19 protein-coding genes, 1 other RNA gene and 1 pseudogene are annotated in these 21027 nt (G+C 53.5%); 16 read left to right on the top strand and 5 right to left on the bottom strand.

Features of this window, described 5'->3' with window-relative positions; all coding sequences use genetic code 11:
* Nucleotides 1-16 precede the first annotated feature (16 nt).
* The 14 genes and pseudogenes from B3X29_RS15140 to B3X29_RS15075 all read left to right on the top strand — a co-directional run bounded on the left by B3X29_RS15140 (nucleotide 17) and on the right by B3X29_RS15075 (nucleotide 15485).
* Complete coding sequence (locus B3X29_RS15140; protein WP_290557530.1) at nucleotides 17-325, top strand: phage tail assembly protein T; 309 nt, start codon at nucleotides 17-19, stop codon at nucleotides 323-325.
* Entirely contained in the window at nucleotides 306-2810 is a 2505-nt protein-coding gene (locus tag B3X29_RS15135) for a phage tail tape measure protein (protein WP_290557406.1), read from the top strand. The genes B3X29_RS15140 and B3X29_RS15135 overlap by 20 nt, the downstream gene beginning before the upstream one ends.
* Entirely contained in the window at nucleotides 2810-3157 is a 348-nt protein-coding gene (locus tag B3X29_RS15130) for a phage tail protein (RefSeq protein ID WP_103179167.1), read from the top strand. The genes B3X29_RS15135 and B3X29_RS15130 overlap by 1 nt, the downstream gene beginning before the upstream one ends.
* Nucleotides 3154-3909 carry a phage minor tail protein L gene (locus tag B3X29_RS15125; protein WP_103179168.1) on the top strand — a complete coding sequence of 252 codons (756 nt, stop codon included), beginning with the start codon at nucleotides 3154-3156 and terminating at the stop codon, nucleotides 3907-3909. The genes B3X29_RS15130 and B3X29_RS15125 overlap by 4 nt, the downstream gene beginning before the upstream one ends.
* A gap of 1 nt (nucleotide 3910) precedes the next feature.
* Entirely contained in the window at nucleotides 3911-4618 is a 708-nt protein-coding gene (locus B3X29_RS15120; RefSeq protein ID WP_103179169.1) for a C40 family peptidase, read from the top strand.
* Nucleotides 4619-4650: 32 nt separating this feature from the next.
* Nucleotides 4651-4986 (top strand): hypothetical protein, encoded by a 336-nt coding sequence (locus tag B3X29_RS15115; RefSeq protein WP_290557401.1) that lies wholly within the window; start codon nucleotides 4651-4653, stop codon nucleotides 4984-4986.
* Between the two features lie 116 nt (nucleotides 4987-5102).
* A complete protein-coding gene (locus tag B3X29_RS15110) occupies nucleotides 5103-5717 on the top strand; it encodes a tail assembly protein (RefSeq protein ID WP_233210499.1) in 615 nt (204 codons plus the stop codon).
* A 51-nt stretch (nucleotides 5718-5768) separates the two neighbouring features.
* A pseudogene (gene gpJ / locus B3X29_RS15105) lies at nucleotides 5769-10217 on the top strand (TipJ family phage tail tip protein); the annotation flags it as partial.
* Between the two features lie 520 nt (nucleotides 10218-10737).
* Nucleotides 10738-12411, top strand: a complete 1674-nt coding sequence (locus tag B3X29_RS15100) for a phage head spike fiber domain-containing protein (protein ID WP_290557396.1) — start codon at nucleotides 10738-10740, stop codon at nucleotides 12409-12411.
* The gene (locus B3X29_RS15095; RefSeq protein WP_290557394.1) at nucleotides 12411-12713 is read left to right on the top strand and encodes a hypothetical protein; all 303 of its coding nucleotides are present in this window, start codon (nucleotides 12411-12413) and stop codon (nucleotides 12711-12713) included. The genes B3X29_RS15100 and B3X29_RS15095 overlap by 1 nt, the downstream gene beginning before the upstream one ends.
* Before the next feature lie 10 nt (nucleotides 12714-12723).
* The gene (locus B3X29_RS15090; protein ID WP_290557392.1) at nucleotides 12724-13578 is read left to right on the top strand and encodes a hypothetical protein; all 855 of its coding nucleotides are present in this window, start codon (nucleotides 12724-12726) and stop codon (nucleotides 13576-13578) included.
* Nucleotides 13579-13658: 80 nt separating this feature from the next.
* Nucleotides 13659-13898 carry a hypothetical protein gene (locus B3X29_RS15085; RefSeq protein WP_290557390.1) on the top strand — a complete coding sequence of 80 codons (240 nt, stop codon included), beginning with the start codon at nucleotides 13659-13661 and terminating at the stop codon, nucleotides 13896-13898.
* Nucleotides 13898-14215, top strand: a complete 318-nt coding sequence (locus B3X29_RS15080; RefSeq protein ID WP_290557388.1) for a hypothetical protein — start codon at nucleotides 13898-13900, stop codon at nucleotides 14213-14215. Before B3X29_RS15085 ends, B3X29_RS15080 begins: the two co-directional genes overlap by 1 nt.
* Nucleotides 14216-14444: 229 nt before the next feature.
* On the top strand, nucleotides 14445-15485 hold the full coding sequence (locus B3X29_RS15075) for a DUF4365 domain-containing protein (protein WP_290557386.1): 1041 nt from the start codon (nucleotides 14445-14447) through the stop codon (nucleotides 15483-15485).
* A gap of 414 nt (nucleotides 15486-15899) precedes the next feature.
* On the opposite strand, the gene ssrA is transcribed toward B3X29_RS15075, so the two are convergent.
* Both ssrA and smpB read right to left on the bottom strand, forming a co-directional pair.
* Nucleotides 15900-16263, bottom strand: a transfer-messenger RNA (tmRNA) gene (ssrA, locus tag B3X29_RS15070).
* A gap of 90 nt (nucleotides 16264-16353) precedes the next feature.
* Nucleotides 16354-16836 carry an SsrA-binding protein SmpB gene (smpB, locus tag B3X29_RS15065; RefSeq protein ID WP_103180795.1) on the bottom strand — a complete coding sequence of 161 codons (483 nt, stop codon included), beginning with the start codon at nucleotides 16834-16836 and terminating at the stop codon, nucleotides 16354-16356.
* A gap of 156 nt (nucleotides 16837-16992) precedes the next feature.
* Between smpB and B3X29_RS15060 the strand changes: the two genes are divergently transcribed.
* The gene (locus B3X29_RS15060) at nucleotides 16993-17430 is read left to right on the top strand and encodes a type II toxin-antitoxin system RatA family toxin (protein WP_197080107.1); all 438 of its coding nucleotides are present in this window, start codon (nucleotides 16993-16995) and stop codon (nucleotides 17428-17430) included.
* The gene (locus B3X29_RS15055; protein WP_103180793.1) at nucleotides 17420-17707 is read left to right on the top strand and encodes an RnfH family protein; all 288 of its coding nucleotides are present in this window, start codon (nucleotides 17420-17422) and stop codon (nucleotides 17705-17707) included. Before B3X29_RS15060 ends, B3X29_RS15055 begins: the two co-directional genes overlap by 11 nt.
* Nucleotides 17708-17804: 97 nt before the next feature.
* On the opposite strand, the gene bamE is transcribed toward B3X29_RS15055, so the two are convergent.
* The 3 genes from bamE to nadK all read right to left on the bottom strand — a co-directional run bounded on the left by bamE (nucleotide 17805) and on the right by nadK (nucleotide 20923).
* The gene (bamE, locus tag B3X29_RS15050) at nucleotides 17805-18146 is read right to left on the bottom strand and encodes an outer membrane protein assembly factor BamE (protein WP_103180792.1); all 342 of its coding nucleotides are present in this window, start codon (nucleotides 18144-18146) and stop codon (nucleotides 17805-17807) included.
* Nucleotides 18147-18297: 151 nt separating this feature from the next.
* Complete coding sequence (gene recN / locus B3X29_RS15045) at nucleotides 18298-19959, bottom strand: DNA repair protein RecN (RefSeq protein ID WP_159340319.1); 1662 nt, start codon at nucleotides 19957-19959, stop codon at nucleotides 18298-18300.
* Nucleotides 19960-20044: 85 nt separating this feature from the next.
* Entirely contained in the window at nucleotides 20045-20923 is an 879-nt protein-coding gene (nadK, locus tag B3X29_RS15040) for an NAD(+) kinase (protein ID WP_103180790.1), read from the bottom strand.
* Between the last annotated feature and the right edge of the window lie 104 nt (nucleotides 20924-21027).

Here is a 21027-nt window from a genome sequence, read left to right as displayed (position 1 = left end):
TGAGCTGAGTTTTGTGATGAAACTGGCGCGGGAGTTCCGGCGCCCGGACTGGCGCGCAATGCTTGCCGGCATGTCTTCGACTGAGCTGGCTGAGTGGGGGCGTTTTTATCAGAAGCAGTATTTTGAAAACGATTTGCTGGATGCGCATATCTCCCGGCTCAGTCATCTGGTTGTGTCTCTGATGTGCCCGGATACTGAACTAACCCCGCTTAATTTCAGCCTCCTAAACCCGCCTGAGCCGGAAACCTTACCGATGGATGATGATGTAATGATGTCTGTGGCGGAAAGCCTGGGAGGAGTGCGCTATGGCACAGTCAGTGGGTGATCTGGTCGTTAACCTTGACGTTGATTCGGCTAAATTTACCGAACAGGTGAATTACGTAAATAAGCAGCTGAAGGGGACGGGTAAAGCGGCCAACGATGCCGCCCTGCAGGTTCAGCAGGCATTTTCGAAGCAGGAACTGGCCGCAAAACGAGCCGGGATTTCTGTAGGCCAGTACAGTGCCGCGATGCGAACCCTACCGGCGCAGTTTACTGACATCGCGACGCAGCTGGCTGGTGGGCAAAGCCCCTGGCTCATCATGCTTCAGCAGGGCGGGCAAATTAAAGACCAGTTTGGTGGTCTCCGGCCTATGTTCAGTGCTTTGCTGGGAACGATCTCACCTACGATGATCGGAGTCGGGGCACTCGCCGCTGGCACCGCAGCGCTGATGTATTCGTATTATCAGGGATCGAGCACGCTCTCTGAATTTAATAAAACGCTGACATTGACCGGTAATACTGCTGGTCTCACAGCTGTTCGCATGCAGACCATTGCAGCGGCCGGAGAAAAAGCGGGGCTTACATTTAACCAGACCAGTCAGGCGCTGACCGCGCTTGTTACTGCAGGCGTTCGCGCGGGTGCAAACTTCGAAGAGCTTGCAATCTCGGTTGCGAAATTCACGGATGCATCCGGTCTGCCGGTCGATAAGGTGGCTGAAGCATTTGGGCGCATGGCCAATGATCCGGCGTCAGGGCTGCTGGCGATGGCGCAGCAGTTTCACAACGTCACGGCTGAGCAGGTTGCATATGTTGCCGCTCTGCAGCGCGCAGGGAATGAAGCAGGAGCACTGCAGGCGGCAAACGAAGCAGCAACGACCGGGTTCAACAAGCAGACTGCCAGCATCCGCGACAACATGGGCACGATTGAATCCGCCGCAGATTCCCTTAAAAAAGCATTCAAATCCATGTGGGATGCGGCACTGGATATCGGCAGGCCGGATACCTCTCAGGAAATGCTGAGTAAGGCAGAGGCGGCCTTTAAGCGGGCGGATGAAATCTGGAATTTGCGTAAGGGTGATCGTTATGTCAACGATGACGCGCGCGCCCGCTTCTGGAATGACCGTGAGACTGCCCGCCAGGCGCTGGACATGGCTCAGCAACAGGCCCGCAATTCTCAACTCGCCCAGGAAAATGCCAGTCGTGAGGCAGGACTGGAAGCCGATCGCCTCAAGTACGCACGACAGGCCCAGGCGAATTACAGCAAAACGCAGACGGCACTGGAGAAGTACACCGATCGCCAGAACGAACTGAATAAAGCGTTAAAAGAGGGGCGGATTCTCCAGGCTGATTACAACATCAATCTGGCCGCGGCGAAAAAAGAATATGAGGACTCGCTTAAGAAGCCGACGAAAACGAGGACGCCGGGCGGGACGAAACTTACCGACAATACCAGCGCTCAGACCCTCGAGTTGCAAACCCAGCTGGAGGTATTACGCCAGCACTCTGTAATCAACGACAAAATCAGCCAGCAGCGCCAGCAACTATGGAAAGAGCAGGCCAGATTTACGGTTCTTGAGCAGGCCGCCAAAACCCGCAACTTAACAGATGATGAAAAATCCCTTCTCGCCAGCAAGGACAAGGTGCTCGCCCAGGCGGAAATCAATGCAAGGCTCGGGGATCAGATTGTTACCCAGGAGCGCCTCAATCGACTGCAGGATACCTCGCAGAAGTACGTAACTCAGATGAGCGAGAAAACACGGGCGCTGGCAGAAAGTGCGGGTATGAGCAGCCGCCAGACCCAGCGTCGCCTTGAGGAAGCGCAGCTGCTGCAGGGCTGGAAAAATGCAGGGGGTAATGAAGGGGATCAGCAGTACCAGAACGAACTGAATGCGCTCAGGAATTACTATGGTGAACAGGACGCCCTCCGCCAGAACTGGCAGGCTGGCGCCAAAACGGCCTGGGCTGACTATGTTGATTCTGCTGACGATGCCTACGGGCAGGTGAAATCGCTGGCCGCCGCCACGTTTGACGGAATCGGACAGAGCATGGCCGACATGCTTACGACCGGTAAAGGAAAATGGTCAGATTTCACAAAATCCATTCTGTCGATGATGGCGCAGATCCTCGTGAAGCAAGCCATGGTCGGGGTGGTTGACTCCGCCTCTACAGCTCTTGGTTTTGCCACTGGCGGATTTACGGGTTACGGCGGCAAAAACGACCCGGCCGGTATTGTCCATCGGGGGGAATTTGTCTTCACCAAAGAGGCGACCAGCCGGATCGGCGTCGGAAACCTGTATAGCCTGATGCGAGGATATGCCAGCGGTGGCCTTGTGGGAGGTGGTAAGGGCATCGCCACGCCTCTGGGGGTGAGTGTTTATGCTCCAGTCACGGTTACCCCTTCCCAACAGAGTTCGTCGTCAAGTCAGGCGAGTAGTGACGCAGCCGGCAGGGCCTATCAGCAGGTGGTTGACCGATCTATCCGGGAGGGGATCGCCCGGGAAAGCGAACCTGGCGGAATCATCTGGAATCTGAACAACGGGAGGCGCTAATGGCTATCGAGAAATTCTCCTGGCCCATTCAGTCGGCCAGTCAGCCAACCACGAAAAGCAAAGACACCATCCGGAAAGCCCAGTTTGGTGACGGGTACACGCAGGTCAGCGGATCGGGAATCAATGACGAGACGTTAACCTATGAGTATTCCTTTACCGGAAGACCGGATAAAGGGCTGCAGATTTACGCTTTTCTCAGGCGGCACAAGACGAAGTCATTTTCTTTTCAGCCTCCGTTCGGAGAGCTGGCGCTGTGGCGTGTTGAAGCTGACAGCCTGCAGAAAGTGGTGAAGGGAAAAACCGTAATGTACATTTCAGCCACATTTGAACAGGCCTTTGCTCCATGAGTCTTAATCGTGATTATCAGAAACTGGAGCCGGGTAGTGAGGTCCGTCTCTTTGAAGTTGACGGTACCGGCTTTGGGGTATCAGACGTTATGCGTTTCCACTCCCACAATATTGCGCATACGCCAGCGGAAATTGAGGCAGCGGGCGGGGATGAGACCAGGCTACCCGCCAAATCCATCTGGTGGCAGGGACAGGAATATAAAGCCTGGCCCTGCCAGATTTCCGGCATAGAAGCGTCCACCAGTAGTGGCAACGCCAAGCCTAAGCTGTCGGTCGCTAACCTGGACAGTTCTATCACAGCCCTGTGCCTGGCTTACGACGATATGCTGCAGGCGAAAGTGACGATCCATGACACGCTGGCGCATTATCTGGATGCCAGAAACTATTCAGAAGGCAACCCAACAGCCGACCCAACCCAGGAAAAGCTGAAGATATTTTATATCGATGCGAAGAGCAGTGAGACCAACGAGGTGGTTGAGTTCATTCTGACAAGCCCAATGGACCTGCAGGGGCTGATGATCCCCACCCGGCAGCTACATTCTCTTTGTTCGTGGTGCATCCGTAATAAATATCGCTCAGGGGATGGATGTGATTATGCCGGTACCCTGTACTTCGATAAAAATAACAATCCGGTAAGCGATCCTTCACGCGATGAATGCAATGGGACGCTGACTGCCTGCCAGTTACGGCATGGTGCCGATAACGAGCTGCCTTTTGGCGGTTTCCCGGGAACCTCTCTTATCAGGAGCTGACATGCGACAAAAGACGCTTGATGCCATCCTGGCTCATGCAGCTGCGGAATATCCTCGCGAATGTTGCGGGGTGATTGCACAGAAAAGCCGGGTGGAGCGCTATTATCCCTGCCGTAATCTGGCCGTAAATCCTGAGGAGCATTTTCACCTGTCACCAGAGGACTATGCCGCCGCCGAAGACTGGGGGACTGTAATAGCGGTTGTTCACAGCCATCCTGACGCCACCACCCAGCCAAGCGAACTGGATAAAGCCCAGTGCGATGCAACCCTTTTACCCTGGCATATTGTAAGCTGGCCGGAAGCAGACCTTCGTACCATCCAGCCCCGCGGTGAGCTGCCCCTGCTGGAGCGTCCGTTCGTGCTGGGGCATTTCGATTGCTGGGGGCTGGTAATGAGCTATTTCCGGCAAACCCACGGAATTGAACTGATGGATTATCGGGTGGACTATCCGTGGTGGGAGGATCAGTACCCTGAAAATTTTTATCAGGATTGCTGGTATGAATGCGGCTTCCGGGAGTTCAGCGGTGCTCCGCGCGCGGGAGACATGGTGATCATGCAGGTGCAGGCGAATAAGTGGAACCATGCGGGGATTCTGCTCGAAGGAAACATTCTACTTCATCACCTGTACGGCCATCTTAGCCAGCGTGTTCCTTATGGCGGCTACTGGCAGGAGAGAACGATGAAGGTATTACGTTATAAATCTCTGTGATAATATTTCTCCAAATCAAAAGGAGAATTGACATGAAACTGACGATTTTATTTCTGGTTGCATTTGGTTTAGTGGGGTGTAGTGCGAACTCCTTACAAAAAGGTGAGCCTGTTTATATGGCGCACTCTTCAAAAAATGCAGGCCAAATTAACAAGTGTTTGGCTCCGAAGTGGCAAAACCTTCATCCTCAAGCAAATAGTATTGAAACAGAAACCGGATATAAAATATCGGCGGCTGATGATTTGTTTGGTGTGCTATCTATGGCTCTAATAGATAACGATGACCGTGGCGGGTCCAGCGTTAAAGTATATGCAGCCAGTAAAGGAATTGGAAACCCTTGGGGTAACGCTGCTAAATCGTGTATTTGATTATTCTCACTAATTAAGTATTCGAAGCTGGATTAAATTTTAAAGGTTGTCTACTGTCTGGTAATAAATGACACCATTAATATGGCCCGAAAGGGCCTTTTTTATTGAGAGGTGATATGACAGATGTTTATTCTGAAAGAATGATTAGTATTGAGCTTTACGGGCCATTGGCGAAAATATTTGGTAAATCGCATAAGCGATTAGTTAAGTCTAAATCAGAAGCGATTCATTCAATTTGTAAGACCGTTGATGGTTTCGAGAAATATCTTAATACTAGCAAGTCTCGAGGTTTGACTTACGCCATATATGAAGGCAAAAAAAACATTGGTGTAAATGATCTCGACTTTCCAATAACTGAGGATGTAATACGCATTGTTCCAGTAGTTATTGGAAGTAAAAAAGCAGGCCTACTGCAAACTGTATTGGGCGCTGTATTGGTAGCCGTTGGGGCATTAGGTGCAACATTCGGTCAAGCATGGGGCGGAGCTGCCTGGGGGCCTGCTGCTATGAAAATTGGCGCGGCCATGATGCTTGGTGGGGTAGTGCAAATGCTTTCGCCGCAGCCTGCAGGTTTAGCCAGTAAACAAAGTGCAGATAACCGCGCATCGTATGCTTTTGGCGGCGTAACAAATACTGCCGCTCAGGGGTATCCGGTTCCCTTACTATATGGCCGCCGGCGCATCGGCGGAGCCATTATTTCCGCTGGGATCTACGTAGAAGACCAGCAATAAAAATAATCCTTCTTTCAGGCCACCGTCGGGTGGTTTTTTTATGGGCGCAATATGGCTACAGCAAACGCGATTAAAGGCCGCAAGGGCGGCAGCTCCAGCTCAAGAACACCGACCGAACAGCCTGATGATCTGCAGTCCGTAGCGAAGGCAAAGATCCTTGTTGCGCTGGGAGAGGGGGAGTTTGCAGGGCAGCTCACCGGAAAGAATATTTATCTGGACGGTACACCGCTGGAAAATGCGGACGGCTCTCAGAACTTCGGTGGCGTTACATGGGAGTTCCGCTCTGGAACGCAGGCGCAGAAATACATTCAGGGTATTCCCGGTACCGAAAACGAAATCAGTGTGGGCACCGAAGTTTCAAGTGCCAATGCCTGGACGCGCACCTTTACCAACGGCAAGCTGTCGGCCATTCGTCTGCGTTTGAAATGGCCCTCTCTCTTCAAACAGGAGAAGGACGGCGATCTGGTTGGTAACTCAGTAAATTACGCCATCGATCTGCAAACCAATGGCGGTACATGGCAGACGGTACTCAATACGAGCGTGACCGGTAAAACCACCTCAGGGTATGAGCGCAGCCATCGCATTGACCTACCGCAGTCGGGCAGCACCTGGACAATACGTATTCGAAAGCTTACCGCCGATGCGAACAGCGCGAAAAGCGGCGACACCATGGTGCTGCAGAGTTTTACTGAGGTGATCGACGCCAAGCTGCGATATCCGAACACCGCTCTGCTGTACATCGAATTCGACTCGAGCCAGTTCAACGGCTCGATCCCCCAGATATCATGTGAACCCCGCGGGCGTGTGATTCGCGTTCCTGATACTTACGACCCTGAAAACCGGACGTATACCGGGACATGGACCGGGGCGTTTAAGTGGGCCTGGACCGATAACCCCGCATGGGTTTTTTACGATCTGGTGGTCACTGAGCGTTTCGGTCTGGGAAACAGACTCACGGCGGCGAATATCGACAAATGGACGCTGTATCAGGTGGCCCAGTATTGCGATCAGATGGTACCGGATGGAAAGGGGGGAAGCGGAACCGAGCCACGCTATACCTGCAATGTCTATGTTCAGGACAGGAATGAAGCCTATACCGTGTTACGTGACTTCGCGGCCATCTTCCGCGGCATGACATACTGGGGCGGAGATCAGATTGTGGCGCTGGCGGATATGCCCCGGGATGTGGATTACAGCTATACCCGCGCTAACGTGATTGATGGGCGTTTTACTTACGCCAGCAGTACATCCAAAACGCGTTATACCAATGCACTGGTCTCATGGTCCGATCCGGACAACGCCTACGCTGATGCGATGGAGCCTGTATTTGAGCAGGCGCTGGTGGCGCGGTATGGGTTTAATCAGCTCGAAATGACAGCTATCGGATGCACCCGGCAGTCCGAGGCGAACCGGAAAGGGCGCTGGGGTATTCTGACCAATAACAAGGATCGCGTCGTTTCCTTTGATGTCGGACTGGACGGCAATATTCCTCAGCCCGGGTACGTCATTGCTGTGGCCGATGAATTGCTATCCGGCAAGGTGACTGGCGGTCGCGTCAGCGCAGTAAATGGCAGGGTCTTAAAGCTTGATCGCGTCCCTGGCGCAGTTGCTGGCGACCGCCTAATCCTGAACCTGCCTTCCGGAGCATCTCAGGCACGCACTATCCAGTCGATTAACGCTCAGCAGGTAACAGTCACGACTGCTTACAGCGAAACGCCAGAACCTGAAGCTGTCTGGATTGTTGAATCGGATGCACTTTACGCTCAACAGTACCGTGTGGTCAGTGTTGCTGATAACAATGATGGGACATTCACCATCAGCGCGGCCGCGCATGATCCGGATAAATATGCGCGTATCGATACCGGAGCTATCATCGATGAGCGTCCGATCAGTGTGATACCGCCGGGCAACCAGGCGGCACCCACAAACATTACCATCGACAGCTATTCAGTGGTTCAGCAGGGGATCAGCGTTGAAACCATGCGCGCCAGCTGGACGGCTGTGCCAAACGCCATTGCTTATGAAGCGCAATGGCGCCGCAATGACGGGAACTGGGTAAATGTGCCGCGCAGCTCTACCACCTCGTTTGAAGTTGCGGCGATTTATGCCGGGCGATATCTGGTGCGCGTCCGCGCCATTAATGCCGCTGAAATTTCTTCGAAGTGGGCCACCTCCCTTGAAGTAACGTTAAAAGGGAAGGTCGGCGCGCCGCCGGTACCCATCAACTTTCGGACGACGCCATTATTATGGGGCGTGCAGCTGGACTGGGATTTTCCTGCAGATACAGCGGATACGTTGCAGACCGAGATTCAGTATTCCACGGACGCCGCCGGCACGAATGCGATGTTGCTTACGGATGTGCCTTATCCGCAGCACATGTATCAGCAGCTGGGCCTGAAAGCCGGGGTAGGGTTCTGGTACCGCGCGCGGCTTGTCGACCGCACCGGCAACCAGTCAGCCTGGACTGACTTCATCCAGGGTAGTAGCAGCTCGGTTGCCGCGGATTACCTGGTGGATATCGATAACCAGATCAAACAGACCGACGCCTACAAAAACGTCGTAAAAGAAATAACTGACCTGGGTGATGACCTTCAGTCAGCGCGCGATGACATCACCACAGTCACTACAGAGTCGGCGGCGACCAAAGCGGGGCTGGCGCAGGAGGTCACGGACCGTAAGAAAGCCATCACCGACGAGGCAACGGCGCGCGGGCAGGCGCTACTGACCGAGAAGAACGAGCGTCTGGCAGATATCAGCAACGTCAACCAGACGATTCAGACCAGCACCGAATCGCTGGCGCAGCAGATCGCCCAAGTGTCAGCCGGCACCGGTTCGCAGTTCGACCCGGCCAAAATCTGGTACTTCGATTCGACGACAGAGGGCTGGTCCGGGAACGGGACGCCGACCATTGTTGATGGCTGGCTGCGTCCGGCAAACCATGCCTCTGACCCCTGGGTCGCGTCGCCGGGCTCGCTGGGCATAACAGCTGCGGCGTATCGCTTTCTGAAGCTTCGTATCAAGAAAGTGGGTAATCCCGCCTGGGTAGGGGAAATTCGCTGGCGCAATACGGCTGGTTTCAACGACACCAACCGGTTCACCGTGGCGGAGCCCGCTTATAACTCTGACGGCGTCGCCACTCTTGAGTGTGACGATATCCCCTGGCTGGCCGACACGACGATTAACCAGATTCGACTGGACCTGTCCATCAAGCAGGATGCGACGAACTACTACCTGATCGACTGGGTGGCGCTCGGGCGGCCAACGCCGGGGGCCGGGATGGCCGCGCTGCAGCAGGAAACGACAGCTCGTGTTGCTGGCGACCAGGCGGAGGCCACGGCGCGCGAGACGCTGGCGACGCAGATCCGGGGCGGCTATACCGGAGACGACCCGTCAAAACTGGCTTCGGGGCTGCTGTATACCGAACGCCAGGCGCGCATCACCGCGCAGGAAGCGGAGGTGACAGCGCGGACTCAGCTGGAATCGACAGTAAACGCCAACAAAGCCAGCGTGACGCAGGAGCTGGCAACGCTGACGACGGAGCAGGAGGCGCAGGCCACTACGCTCTCGGGCCTGCAGACTACTGTTGGTAAAAACTCCGGCGATATTACGCGCATCGATAAAGCCGTCGCTGATAACAACAAGGCGCAGACCACCGCGCTGGCTGCGGTGAAGGCCACGACCGACCAGAACACGGCGGACATCAGCACGGAAACCACGGCCCGCACGGATGGTGACAGCGCGCTGGGCCGCCGTATCGACAGTCTGAAAGTTGACGTGGACGGTAACACGGCCAGTCGGGATGCCGGGATTATCGGCAACGTTACCAATGCCCTCGCAAACTTCACGGCGTTCTCGGACCAGCGCGTTACGTTTGCCGTTGGCGAAACGAAAACGATGGCCGAGATCACCGAAGCCCGGAAGACTGCAGCTGACGCCACAAGCGCCGTTGCGGAGCAGGTCACCTCGCTTAAGGCCACGGTTGAGCAGAACGGCCAGACCAACGCTGCAGCCATTACGCGCATTGATAAAGCCGTTACGGATCTGGAGAGCGCCACGGCGACCAGCATTGAGCAGGTTACGGCTGCAATTGGTGAAACTAATGCCAGTGTGCAGACGACCAGCGAAGCTGTTGCTGACATTACCGGCAAGCTGGGTGCCCAATGGGGCGTAAAAGTCCAGGTGGAGGCGAACGGCATCAAACGTATCGCGGGTATCCAGTTGGGGATTGACGCCACAGGCTCCTCCAATTTCCTTGTCAGCGCCGATACGTTTGCGGTTTATAACCCGACCACTACCGGGCAGGAACTGGTGTTTGCGGCGACCGGCGGGCAGATGTTCCTGAAGTCGGTATTTATCCAGGATGGTTCTATGGATAACGCCAAGATCGGCAATTACATCCAGTCCAGCACCTGGGACGGGACCGGAAATGTCGGCTGGCATATCAATAAATCCGGTTATGCGGTGTTCAACAATGTGACCGTGCGCGGGACCGTCTATGCCACTAACGGGAGTTTTAAGGGAAGCATTGAGGCGACCAGTGGAAGCTTCAGGGGCACGGTAGAAGCGACATCATTCATTGGGGATGTGGCGAACACCGGTGTGTATGGTGACGCCAGCAACAGGTCAACCCAGAGCGTTTCTACCAACGTTAATATGACGTATACCGACTCCAGCAATAATGGACTGGCTAAAAACGTTGTTGTGGAGTCATCAATTTACGTTACGGGAATTAACGGCGCTGTTTCTGCCACTGTCGAAGTGACTATCGCCGGTAACACACGCACATTTAGCTACCCGGTTCCAGCCGGTGGGACATGGTTCACCGCGCGACATGCTGTAACCGGATTGGGTGGTCAGGTTATCACCGCCAGTATCAAGGTCACATCAAGTAATGCAAGCGTAGGGATTTATGCCCCAACCATGAACGTAACCCGCGGTACCGGCTCCTTCTCCTGACCTTCGAAACCTCAGACCATCAAACCCGGCTCCGGCCGGGTTTTTCATTTTAAGGACATCACGAATGGCAACGATTGATGACGATTTGGCGAAATCCGTCACGGAAGGATTTCGCCAGGCGCAAATTGATATCGTCAACCAGGACCTGATTTTATCGGGTACCGGTGACGTCACAGTAACGCTGGCTGACGGTTCGAAAAAGACCGGGCCCAGCTGGACGAAGCTGATCGCTGCTGCGAACGCGGCAGGAACCAGCGCCGCGGCAGCTGCAACGTCAGAGAAGAACGCAAAAACGTCAGAGACGAACGCGAACACGTCAAAATATGCAGCGGCCAGTAGCGCCTCTGCGGCTGACACGTCAAAGACCAATGCGAAGACCTCAGAAACAAACGCGAAAACCTCTGAGACGAATGCCAAAACGTCGGAGACCAATGCAGCCGCCAGCGCCAGCAGTGCCGCAGCATCGCTGGCCGCCGCACAGCAGCTGACATCAGTTCCTTATGAGGATGCGCCATACCCTGACGTATGGGCGCCACTCTCTGACGATCTGCGCCTGCTGGCTGGCGTTGCACCATACGACACGCTGACTATTTCGGGAAAAGTGCTGGAACTGCCAACAAAATCAGTAACATTTACGCGATCAACAACAGCGACTTATATCGATAAATCTGGTGTTCTCCAGACAGCAGCTGTCAATGAACCACGCTTTGAGCGAGAGGGTTTATTGATGGAAGGGAGTTGTGTTAACTACCTTTTGAACAGTAACGACCCAACTAAATGGGTTAGTTCTTCCGCTATAACGAAGACCGTAATTACAGCAGATGGCGCTGCTCAAACTATTACTGGCAAATGTGTAATCAACTTCGCTACAGCAACCGCGACGGCTGTCTCGTCGAGCAATATCACAGCCGCAGCCGGAGAATTTATAACAATTTCATGTCGTGCCAAAGGTAGTTATGGCCTGATTCGACTGGCATTTACACAAGACGGCACAACCACAGCTGTTGTCTTTTTTGATGCCATCACTGGCGCTTCTTCAGGAACAATTCCATCAAGCGTGACAGTGACAACATCTTTAGGTTTTGATGGATACGCAACAATATCTGCAACTCTAACAGCACCGGCGGCTGGGACATACATGGGTTATATCACAGTAGCTAAAGCAGCTGCGGATTCTGTTATGCCCGTAGGTTCTGAGTACTATGTTCAAATGCCACAGGTTGAAAAGAACCCGATCGCAACAAGCTATATTCCAACTGGGTCGTCTACTGTGCAGCGATATTCAGACATGATAGACATCCAGTCCTCCGGGAACGTTGGTTATAGACTTTCAGGAGATTTGATTAATAGGGTTGTGGCATTTGAACTGTCGGTTAACCGATACGTTCAACCGTCAGTGGGTTATGCAGATATTGTCACATGCCCTGGCGCAAGGAACGACATCATAACTCGTTTAACAGCTTCAATGATGTATTCATACCGTGGATCTGGCGGTGCTGGAAATCCAGTTGCCTATCCATTTAGTCAAAAGACTTTTGCGCTCTCACAAGATGTGACTGATACCATTACTGCATATTTCAACGGAAGCAGTAATGCTAAAACGCAAGGTCCAACTCAAGCCGCAGGAACGCCCACATCCATCAGAATTCAGTCTAATGCTTATGTCGTCTATCACATCCGTAACTTCCGTATATGGCATCGCCTGTTGACTCCCAATCAAATTAAAGGACTCCGCTGATGAGAGATTTATATCTGCGCTTCGCTGACGCCGATGAAATGCGCACGCAACTAATTGAAGCGGGTTTTATGGTTGATGAAGAGCAGGGCACCCTATATCACCCGGAGGTAAGCCTTGATGTGGTCGGCCTTATTACCGTTACCACTGAAATTCAAAACCCTGGCGAACAAAACGAAGTTATCAAATACGCCAGCCTGCCCGGTTATCACGTTAATTTGCGTGTCACAGACGACTCGCTGGAGCTGGCGTCATTAGACGCCTTCGCTGTATTCCCTGACAGCCCGTATCGGGTATGGGCATAAGGAGCACAACATGGCAAACAGAACAGATAGCATTAGCCTGGCCGCTGCGGACATCGCCGGGCTGAAATCAGCTGCGCAGCGGGATGTCGGAACGTCCTCAGGAAACGTGATGGAGGTTGGCGCTTTTGGACTGGGCACCAGTAATCTGGTGAGCATCAGCCAGGGGGATCGCAAAGGGTTTGGGGCTTATAACGCTAAGATGCTGCTGGGCGGCATCGACAACAATACTGCAGTGCTGGGCATGCCCTTTGATGCCTCAACCGCATTTCAGTTTTGCTTTCCGGCACGCCTGGATGTGCCGCCTGAGTTATACCTGCGCCTGCTCAGTTCCTCTCCAACGTATGACGGGAAAATCTGTAAGGTCTACACCGATTCCAATACCACCAAAGCAGCTGATGGCACGTTAAAGTCAGCATCCCCAATCGTCAAAGTTTATGCCGATGGCTCTTCGGAGACGAACTATGAATCTGAAGGCGTCACCGTAACGCGCCAGGGGGAAGGCGTTTATCTCATCACGGGCTGTCTCGGGCTTAATGCTGATGCGGCGTGGGGTGGTATCGATGGCGGGTTTGATATCCCCAAAGACCGCAATCGCCAGCCGCTGATCTGGCTGGATTACAGGGTGAACCCGGACGGTTCAGTGCTGGTGAAAACGTATCATCGGACTCACCCGGGCGCGCCGGAGTTCGCCCGTAACGAACGGGAAGGTTTTAACGAAGGTGACCCGATCGACATCCCAGCGGATCAGTATGTCTCCATCCGTGTGGAGATGCCGGTGGACAGCATCTGGAATCAGCGCCAGCAGGAGGCCGCAGCTGCTATGGCTGAAGCACAATCTGATGAGAGTCATGACGTTCAGCCGTAATTATCAATAGGCGTTGCCGTATTGATCTGCACACCCTTTAAAACTACTGTATATAAAAACAGTAATAAGGAGTGCAGATCATGCCCCGCCGTTCCGACATTCACGCCGCATTTGTGGCCGCAATACAGCTAAACCCCAAGGGCTACCGGTGCTTACGCACAGAAGACTTTATCCGCGAGCTGGTAAAGGTCCACTGGCATTTCAGCCGGACCGACGCCAACGAGTGGATAGAGCGCTACCAGCCCGACTTCACCGACAAGACAACTGACGGAACCGACAATCACTACTGGATCCTGCGCAACATGGGGAGGGTTCACTAATGGGCTTCCCCTCTCCAGCGGCTGATTACACCTCTCAGCGGATGACGCCAGAACTCATCTGCGGCGTCGGCATCGATACGCGCATACTCGAAACGTCATCCGGTTTCGCACTAATCGAACCGGTCACCCGGTTAGTGCAGGGACAGACTCTGCTGATCCTCATTGGCGGTCGAACGCAGTTTGCGAAACTCAGGGGAAGGGCATTAATCACGGATGATGGCGAAGCGATTGAGGGGGAAGCGGCGGAGGACGTTGAGGTGTTGGGGCGGGTGACGTTCTTCATCAACAGCACAGATGCTGATGACATTCCAGTGTAAGAATTGGTGCCCTTTGATAAAGAGGAAGGCCTGAGGTCTTCCCTTGGCAGGTTTGATGCCCGCTTTGAGCGAACAACGGACATTGCTAACAGCATTCTGTGTGAGTCAACGGGAAGCAGGTCACATCCTGTAAGCCTCGCCATACGCCTACACTTCGAAAGTGAATGTCAGCATATTGAGGCGTCATGTGATAGATTGCTTTTTTGATCGCGTAAATAGGGAACAATAAGTGACCTCTGAGTCAAATCGAATTTCCGCCGCAAGCATCGCCTATATAAATGCAGTTTGTCGTGCTTGGGGGTGGTCATGGCAAGAGATAGGACAGGCCGATGATGACGGTTTTGATGGGCTAGTGTACCTGCGAAGCAAAAGGATCAATGAAGACCGTCCAAATGATCGCCGATCATGGAAACATGAATTTACTGGGGGGCTAATCCAAGTCCAGGTTAAGAGTGGGGCAAGCTACGTGGTCGACACGGGTGAAGACTATCTCGAAATTAAAATTTCAAATCTTGAGGTAAAGCGAGATCTTTGGAACAAGTCACCGCTGCCTGTTGCGCTGGTTTATGTAAAGGAAGCATCTCCGGGACAACTTGTAAGCCAAGCTTGGTGGGCCGATCTAAAGCGAGCTGACTCCTATACTAAACAGGGCACTGTGATCGTCCAGCTAAAAAATAGATTCCAATCGGGCCTGGAGTGCATTCGACCATTTTCACGACTTGCTACCGGTCAGCATCGAGCGCTGGGGCTCGTGGAAATTGATATGACGCAGCAGAGTAGTTTACCTACACGTATTAATTCGTTTTCTAAACCAACCAAGTTTGCAGCCTGGGAATTTTATAAATTGTGGAAGGCCAAAGGTGCCACGCATCCCACACTTGGTAATGTCATAGTGAATAGAACGGGTTGGTCTCACATTACGCGTGTAAAACGACCACTTGCACGAATCTTTGCAAGCTTTGAGTTGTTACCTACCGCCGCACGTATTATTGAGACAGTCGATACATGGCACAGGCTTCGAAGAGGTCTAAAGACTCGAAAGTTTCCAGATGGCTCATGGGCGGAATACGACTATCTGGGGGTCTCTGCGTTAGTAAAGTGGCCTGCGCGGGAAGCATCTGAGGTAGTCGTGATACTTAAGCGTGAGACTACCCTAAGTGAAGATCATATAGCCAAAGGCTCTAGCGCAAAGAGCGGTATTAGAGTTAAAGAAATAAAAACTTGGTTCTATTCCGTGTACGAACCCGGTAGGCGTAAGGGAAAAATTTGATCGGTGCGTCACTCTCAGACTGATCCAGACGTACTAGGAAACCCAATACCGGCAGGCTAGGTTAGAGTTAGCCACTCTCTCTTGTGTGCACACCGATCAGCGAGCAAGGTACCATAATCACGAGTTAGAGGTCTATACCCAGTAGAGCAGGCAGCGCTATAAGTTCACAGCAGACATAGCATTCGCTGAACTGAAAATCTTGAATGTCTGCTCTTGGCACAAAGCAGCCAGCGGTAGCTGGCTCACAAGATTACTGCTCATAAAAAAAGCCCGCATCAGCGGGCTTTTTGTCACTCGGGAGCCGCGGCTCCTTTGCGTATCCTTTTTTGTCCCATCACCGTCTGGTCGGTGTCCTGCTGAGACTGCTAACTTCCTGTTATTGCTAGTGATGTCCTATCACTGTCCAATCATGATTGGTGGAGCTGGCGGGAGTTGAACCCGCGTCCGAAATTTCTACATCCTCGGTACTACATGCTTAGTCAGTCTTTACATTCGCTGGCCAGCTGCGGACGGACACGCCACTGACAAACTAGCCTGATTAGTTTTAACGCTTCAACCCCAGGCAGGGCCTCCACGCGATCTCTTTTGGGTTTGACCTCTCTTTGATCCCCGTCTTAAGAGCGGAAGCTAGGGAGAGAGGGCTCTTAGCAGGTTATTAAGCTGCTAAAGCGTAGTTTTCGTCGTTTGCGACTATTTTTTTGCGGCTTTTTACGAGGCAAACCGCCCCTCGGCATGCACCTTGGGTTTCGCAAATCCCGTCGAATCCAGAATCAGCCCCAATAGTGTTACAGCAAGTATACCAGAATTTGCAGACCGGTTACCACCCCGGAACGCTAACTTATTGAATCGCTCAATAAGTATCCGGAAATTAACGGCCTGCGTGCTTCATGATGCGCGCTTTATCGACCTGCCACTCGCGATCTTTCACATCGTTACGCTTGTCGTGCTGCTTCTTACCTTTCGCCACGCCGATTTTCACTTTGCACCAGGCGTTCTTCCAGTACAGCGACAGGGCGAGCACGGTGTAACCTTCGCGGTTGATACGCCCGAAGAGCGAATCCAGCTCACGTTTGTTCAGCAGCAGCTTACGGGTGCGGGTCGGATCGCAAACATAGTGAGAAGAGGCGACCGTCAGCGGCTGAAAGTTCGCCCCAAAAAGAAAGGCCTCGCCATCCTTAAAGATCACGTAGCTGTCACCGATGTTGGCTTTACCCGCGCGCAGCGATTTAACTTCCCAGCCCTGCAGCGCAAGGCCAGCTTCGAATTCTTCTTCGATGAAATACTCGTGGCGGGCACGCTTGTTGAGCGCAATGGTTGCCGAGCCAGGTTTATGTGCTTTTTTCTTCGTCATAAGTGTCGTAAAGCCGTAGGTAATCTGATGTCAAAAAGTCACCTCATTGCGTCCTGTGAGGTCTAACGCGCTATATTAGCATGAGATAAGGCTCAGCGTTTTTTTAACAGGTGATAAATGTTATTATTTGTTGGTTGTTTGATCAGGAAAAATGTTATGCCTCAGATTAGTCGTACTGCGCTTGTCCCTTACAGTGTGGAACAGATGTACCAGTTAGTGAATGACGTACAGTCATATCCGCAGTTTATCCCGGGGTGCACCGGGAGCCGCGTGCTGGAGTCAGGCCCGACGCAAATGACGGCGGCAGTGGATGTCTCCAAGGCCGGGATCAGCAAAACCTTCACTACCCGTAACACGCTGACCAATAACCAGAGTATTCTGATGCATCTGGTGGATGGTCCCTTCAAAAAACTGATGGGGGGATGGAAGTTCGTTCCGCTGAGTGCCGATGCCTGCCGGATCGAATTCCATCTTGACTTCGAGTTTACCAACGCCCTGATTGAGCTGGCGTTTGGCCGCATATTTAAAGAGCTGGCGGCCAATATGGTTCAGGCGTTCACCGTGCGCGCCAAAGAGGTCTACAGTGCAGCCTGAGATCGTGGTGGAAGTGGCTTACGCGCTGCCGGAAAAGCAGTATCTACAGCGCGTTACGCTGGAAGAGGGCGCGACCGTTGAAGAAGCGATCCATGCTTCTGGCCTGCTGACCTTGCGAAGCGATATCGATCTGGCGAAAAACAAAGTCGGTATTTACAGCCGTCCGGTGAAGCTAAGCGATACTCTGAAAGATGGCGATCGGGTCGAGATTTACCGTCCGCTGATTGCCGATCCGAAGGAGCTACGCCGTCAGCGTGCGGAGAAAGCGGCTAAATAAGCGGGGTTTCCCCGGCGGCGCTGCGCTTTCCGGGTTTACAGGCAGCGAGAGAAAACAAAAAAGGTGCTCAATGAGCACCTTTTGCATTTCTGAAACCTTATTTGTCGGTGAGCGCTGGTTTGTTGTCGATATTGGTCAGAACGCCGCTGCTGTTGAAGGTCAGCGTCAGGGTCTGCTGCGACACGTTTTCATGGCCCGGTTGCTGGCGGAAGACGTAGAACCAGGTGTTGGTGCCGAATGGATCGGACATCATCGGTGTGCCCAGGGCATAAGCGACCTGCTGTTGCGTCATGCCGACGCGAATTTTAGACACATCGTTAGGTGCGAGATAGTTCCCCTGGTTGATGTCAGGGCGGTAAACCACTTTTTCCAGCGTGGAGCAGCCTGCGGTCATCATCAGAAGAACCGCTGCGGCAGCGGTCAGCGTTTTACAGCGCATAGTGATTTGATTCCTTTTCGGGCCCGGGCAATACGCGACGGCTCATATGTAATATGCCGATGATAATAGACCTTTCACCACATTAAAACCTCTGGTGGCCGGTCTGTCGGCGTTTTTATTGTTCTGTATGACCCTGAGATACCGAAAAAGTTTACGCAGCCAGCAGTTCTTTCGCATTCGCCAGCGTATTACGGGTGACTTCGCTGCCGCCCAGCAGACGCGCCAGCTCCTGCAGACGGGCGCGCTTGTCCAGCGGCTGCATATGCGTTTCGGTCATCTCGCCATCGGTCTCTTTGCTGACAAAGAAGTGATGGTGGCCACAGCCGGCAACCTGCGGCAGGTGGGTCACACACATTACCTGGGTGGACTCGCCAAGCTGACGCAGCAGTTTGCCCACGACCGCCGCGGTCGGGCCGCTGATACCAACGTCCACTTCATCGAAGATCAGCGCCGGGGTTTCCATTTTCTTCGCGGTGATCACCTGAATCGCCAGGGCAATACGCGACAGCTCACCGCCCGACGCGACCCGGGAGATAGGCTGCAGCGGTTGCCCCGGGTTGGTGGTGACCCGGAATTCAATGCGGTCTGCGCCTTCAGCCGTCAGGTGGTTGGCTTCGAACTTGACATCAATGGTGAAGACGCCGTGGGGCATCGACAGCAGATGCATGCTCTCGGTGATGTGCTGGCTCAACTCCTGAGCATAGCGCTGACGCACGTTGTGCAGCTGCGTCGCCGTTTCCAGAGCCTGCTTATGATGGACGCTGACGGCCAGAGAGAGGGTCTCCAGCGAGTCGGCCTGATCGTCGAGCTGATTCTGCTCATCAAGCAGGGACTGGTGAAAATTGGGCAACTCTTCAGGTGAAACGTGGTGCTTGCGCGCGAGGGAGATCTGACGCGAAATACGCTGTTCCAGTTCAAACAGGCGGTTAGGGTCCAGATCCAGTCGCTCACAGTAATGGCGCAGCTCGTCACTCGCTTCGGAGATCTGAATCGCCGCCTCTTCCAGCATATCGAGCATGCCGGAGACTTTACTGTCCATACCGGCCAGTTCGGTCACGAGCTGGCGTGCGGCATACAGCTGGCTTTGCAGATTCACATCTTCGCCATCGGCCAGCAAATTCAGCGCCTGCTGGCTGGTGGAGAGCAGCTGACCGCTGTTGGCCAGGCGCTTGTACTCTTCGTCAATCTGCTCAAACTCGCCCGCCTGGGGGCTGAATTCGTTTAACTCTTTCAGCTGATAGGCCAGCAGTTCGGCGCGGGCCGCACGCTCCTGGCTCTGCTGTTGATGCAGCGCCAGTTCGCGGCAGCTTTGATGCCACTGACGATAGTGAGCAGCCATCAGCTGCATCAGCGCAGACTCACCGGCGTAGCCGTCAAGCAGCGACTTCTGCTGTTCAGGTTTGATAAGCTGCTGATGGGCATGCTGGCCGTGGATCTGAATTAACAGCTGGCCCAGCTCGCGCAGCTGGGAGAGCGGCACCGCGGTACCGTTGATAAAGCCACGGGAGCGGCCATCACTGTTGAGAACACGGCGAAGTAAGCACTCACGTCCGTCTTCAAGCTGGTTTTCTTCAAGCCAGCGCAGCGCGGCGGGAGTGTCCTTGAGGGAAAAACGGGCGCACAGATCGGCGCGGCTGGCACCGGCGCGCACCATGCTGCCATCAGCACGACCGCCAAGGCAGAGCCCCAGCGCGTCAATCGCAATAGATTTACCGGCCCCGGTCTCGCCGGTGATAGCCGTCATACCGCTGTTGAAATCAATTTCGAGCTCACGCACGATGGCGAAGTTGCTGATGGTCAGTTGTGCCAGCATAAACGTTTTCCTGTATGAAAAACCATGACTGTGTTTGTGTACAGTATAATCTGGTTTTTTATACAGTAAAGTGCTGGATGCTATTTCAGAACAATTTTTTCGACCAGCCGAGCTTGGAGCTTAATGTGTTGAAATAGCTGTAGTCTTTAGGGTGAATAAGATTCAGGTGATAATCGCAGCGGCGGATCAGCACATCTTCACCTTCCTGAATAGGTAGCGCGATTTGGCTGTCGCAGCTGATCTCCAGGTCGTTGCGGCGGTGGGAAAAGCGCAGACGAATGGTGCTGCTGCTGTTAATCACCAGCGGGCGGGCTGAAAGGGTATGCGGGAACATCGGCACCAGGGTGATGGCATCCAGCGAAGGCGTCAGGATCGGGCCGCCCGCCGAGAGCGAGTAGGCTGTCGAGCCGGTCGGCGTCGATATGATCAGCCCATCGGAGCGCTGCGAGAAGGCAAAGATTTCGTCGATATAGACTTCAAACTCAATCATATGCGCCACCTTGCCCGGGTGCAGCACCACTTCGTTGATAGCGGTACTGATTCGCTTCTGGCAATCCTGCTGGCAGACCTGCGCCTCCAGTAAAAAGCGTTTTTCAGTGATGTAGTGGCCTTCCAGCACGTCGGCGAGCTGCTGCTGGGCATTATCCGGGTCGAGGTCGGTCAAAAAGCCCAGGTTGCCACGGTTGATGCCAATGACTTTAATATCGTAACGGGCGAGGGTACGGGCGGCGCCCAGCATATTGCCGTCGCCACCGACCACCACGGCCAGGTCGGCCTGCTGTCCAATTTCCGCCAGCGTGCCGGTTTTAACGTTTTTTAACTGCAGTTCCTGAGCAATTTGCTGTTCCACAATCACGTCATAATTTTTGGCGCACAGCCAGCGATAGAGCATTTCATGTGTCGTCAACGCAGTAGGGTGACGTGGATGACCGACAATTCCAATACACTTGAAATGGTTGCTCATTTTCTGAAGGTCCTTGTGCGAATGAATGATGACAATGTGGCTTGTTCCCTTGAATCCCGGAAACTGATCCCCATAATAAGCGAAGTTAGCGAGTTGAATGCAGA

It is taken from the genome of Leclercia sp. UBA5076 (assembly GCF_002416465.1).
Classification (GTDB): Bacteria; Pseudomonadota; Gammaproteobacteria; order Enterobacterales; family Enterobacteriaceae; genus Enterobacter.
The sequence above is the reverse complement of the archived record's forward strand: the minus strand, read 5'-3'. Positions and strand labels throughout refer to the sequence as shown.

Coding starts and splice junctions, on each gene's coding strand:
- B3X29_RS15140 (WP_290557530.1), top strand. CDS start 17: ATGAAACTGGCGCGGGAGTTCCGGCGCCCGGACTGGCGCGCAATGCTT.
- B3X29_RS15135 (WP_290557406.1), top strand. CDS start 306: ATGGCACAGTCAGTGGGTGATCTGGTCGTTAACCTTGACGTTGATTCG.
- B3X29_RS15130 (WP_103179167.1), top strand. CDS start 2,810: ATGGCTATCGAGAAATTCTCCTGGCCCATTCAGTCGGCCAGTCAGCCA.
- B3X29_RS15125 (WP_103179168.1), top strand. CDS start 3,154: ATGAGTCTTAATCGTGATTATCAGAAACTGGAGCCGGGTAGTGAGGTC.
- B3X29_RS15120 (WP_103179169.1), top strand. CDS start 3,911: ATGCGACAAAAGACGCTTGATGCCATCCTGGCTCATGCAGCTGCGGAA.
- B3X29_RS15115 (WP_290557401.1), top strand. CDS start 4,651: ATGAAACTGACGATTTTATTTCTGGTTGCATTTGGTTTAGTGGGGTGT.
- B3X29_RS15110 (WP_233210499.1), top strand. CDS start 5,103: ATGACAGATGTTTATTCTGAAAGAATGATTAGTATTGAGCTTTACGGG.
- B3X29_RS15100 (WP_290557396.1), top strand. CDS start 10,738: ATGGCAACGATTGATGACGATTTGGCGAAATCCGTCACGGAAGGATTT.
- B3X29_RS15095 (WP_290557394.1), top strand. CDS start 12,411: ATGAGAGATTTATATCTGCGCTTCGCTGACGCCGATGAAATGCGCACG.
- B3X29_RS15090 (WP_290557392.1), top strand. CDS start 12,724: ATGGCAAACAGAACAGATAGCATTAGCCTGGCCGCTGCGGACATCGCC.
- B3X29_RS15085 (WP_290557390.1), top strand. CDS start 13,659: ATGCCCCGCCGTTCCGACATTCACGCCGCATTTGTGGCCGCAATACAG.
- B3X29_RS15080 (WP_290557388.1), top strand. CDS start 13,898: ATGGGCTTCCCCTCTCCAGCGGCTGATTACACCTCTCAGCGGATGACG.
- smpB (WP_103180795.1), bottom strand. CDS start 16,836: ATGACGAAGAAAAAAGCACATAAACCTGGCTCGGCAACCATTGCGCTC.
- B3X29_RS15060 (WP_197080107.1), top strand. CDS start 16,993: ATGCCTCAGATTAGTCGTACTGCGCTTGTCCCTTACAGTGTGGAACAG.
- bamE (WP_103180792.1), bottom strand. CDS start 18,146: ATGCGCTGTAAAACGCTGACCGCTGCCGCAGCGGTTCTTCTGATGATG.
- recN (WP_159340319.1), bottom strand. CDS start 19,959: ATGCTGGCACAACTGACCATCAGCAACTTCGCCATCGTGCGTGAGCTC.
- nadK (WP_103180790.1), bottom strand. CDS start 20,923: ATGAGCAACCATTTCAAGTGTATTGGAATTGTCGGTCATCCACGTCAC.